Annotated in this window: 1 protein-coding gene; it reads left to right on the top strand. The window is 38.2% G+C overall.

Features of this window, described 5'->3' with window-relative positions:
• Positions 1-116: 116 nt before the first annotated feature.
• A partial coding sequence (locus LI091_RS18395) for an IS110 family transposase (protein WP_265191450.1) occupies positions 117-589 on the top strand: 473 nt, incomplete at its 3' end.

Below are 589 nucleotides of genomic sequence, written 5' to 3'. Positions count from 1 at the left end.
AAGGAGCATTCCTGTAATTCATTAAAAGCGCCAATTGAATAAAAAAGAACCTCAAGGTATGATTGAGTTGCATCTTGGCGGATGTAAACAAAACAATCAAGCACTGGAGGTTCCAAATGAATTATACACAGAATGAAAAGATTGAGCAAGTAACAGATTCAACAATGGTTGTCGGAGTTGATATAGGAAGCCAGATACATTATGCAAGAGCTTTTGATAACAGAGGACGCGAACTTACAAAACGTATTTTTTCTTTTCATAACGATCTGGAAGGGTTCAATTCTTTCAACCTTTGGGCAGAGACACTTAAGACTGAGAATAAAAAGACTGCAGTTCTGATCGGCTGCGAGCCAACAGGTCATTACTGGTTTGCGTTTGCGAAGTATGTAAATGATCATCAGAAAAGATTAGTAATGGTCAATCCATTCTCGGTTAAGAAGATCAAGGAACTTGATGATAACAGTCCAAAGAAAACAGATTCAAAAGATCCAAAAACAATCGCAAAACTAGTTGTGGATGGGAGATATTCAATCCCATACATGCCAGAAGGCATTTATGCCGAAATAAGAGACCTGGTATACAGCCGTGA

It is taken from the genome of Blautia sp. MSK20_18, assembly GCF_020553125.1.
Taxonomy (GTDB): domain Bacteria; phylum Bacillota; class Clostridia; order Lachnospirales; family Lachnospiraceae; genus Blautia_A; species Blautia_A fusiformis.
This window is presented reverse-complemented; position numbering and strand designations above follow the sequence as displayed.